Below are 1,272 nucleotides of genomic sequence, written 5' to 3' on the forward strand. Positions count from 1 at the left end.
TCATCTATATAGAAGTGTTGACCGGAGTACATGGTAGTGTCTTTCTGAATGCTCCCGCAACCACCGAGCTGTACCCTCGCGCCCACACTCTTCCCCTCCACGACGCTCTTCCGATCTGGCCGTCCCGTCACATCGTCGATCAGCGTACGCATGCGGCGCCAGTGCGAGCCCTCCCAGAATACGCGCTCGCAGACGTCGCAGGTCACGAAGCGCGCGTGGCGCTCGAACACGCCCGGCGGCACGCGCGCGCTCACCTCGTCGCGCGCGATGCGCCGCAGCGGCGCGTTGCACATCAGACACAGACGAAACGGCCGCGCGCTCGCGGCCAGATCGAGGCGCTCGACGATCTCGTCGAGTTGCGCACGCGGCTTGAGCGCGCGCACGTAGCAGCCGTGCGTGATGCCGCGCCGCTTGAGCAGTTCGCGGTCGCGCGTGAGGACGATGCGATGCTCGGCGCCGGCCAGTTGCTCGATGGCGTCGTCGGCGAAATGGTTGTCGTAGAGCGTGTCGAAGCCCGCGAGCCGCAGCAGTTGCGCGAGGCCGCCCAGATGCGCATCGGCGATGAAGCGCGGCTCGCGCAGCGGTTCTGCGCGTACCCGCAGCAGGGGCCGGATGTCGAGCGCCTCGAATTTCGGATAGACGGCCACGCGGTCGCCGTCGGCGAGCGGATGCTCGAAACCCACCGATTCGCCGTTCACGAGGATCAGTTCGACTTCCGTATGCGGCACGCCGAGCGCCTCGATCATGTGCTTGGCCGTGGCGTCGCGCGCGCACGCGCAGCGGAAGTCGCGCCGGCGCAGCGGTTTCGCGAGGAAGTCGTTCAGCTCCTCGTAAAAGCGGAAGGTGGCGGTGACGGCGGTGGTCATGCCGGCCAGTATGGCACTGCTCCCGGCGCGCTGCAGATGCCGTCGCGCTGTGCTCTACTGCCGGTTCCCACTACAAGGAGCATGAGATGGACATCGGCTTTATCGGCCTCGGCGAAATGGGCGGCGCGATGGTCGCCAACCTGCTGAAGGCGGGACATACGGTGCGGATCTGGAACCGCACGCCGGCGAAGGCCCATGCGCTGGCCGCCGCGGGCGCGCGCGTCGTCACCACGCCGGCCGAGGCTTTCGCGGGCGACGCCGTGCTCTCCATGCTCGCCGACGACGCGGCCACGCGCGACTTGATCAATGCCGCGCTGCTCGCCGACGCCGCGCGCGGCCTCGTGCACGTGAACATGGCGACGATTTCGGTCGCGCTCGCCGAAACGCTCGCGCGCGAGCACGCCGA

The 1,272-nt window shown here is 68.2% G+C and carries 2 protein-coding genes; one reads left to right on the forward strand and one right to left on the reverse strand.

The features are described 5' to 3' along the window. On the reverse strand, positions 1–866 hold an 866-nt coding region (locus tag G3N97_RS38850; protein WP_205998006.1), incomplete at its 3' end, for a Mut7-C RNAse domain-containing protein. Positions 867–952: 86 nt separating this feature from the next. On the opposite strand from G3N97_RS38850, the gene G3N97_RS38855 reads away from it, so the two are divergent. Further along, positions 953–1,272: NAD(P)-binding domain-containing protein (locus tag G3N97_RS38855; protein ID WP_205998007.1), on the forward strand; the 320-nt coding region annotated here is incomplete at its 3' end.

The sequence above is a fragment of the Paraburkholderia sp. Ac-20347 genome (assembly GCF_017104805.1).
Lineage (GTDB): Bacteria > Pseudomonadota > Gammaproteobacteria > Burkholderiales > Burkholderiaceae > Paraburkholderia > Paraburkholderia tropica.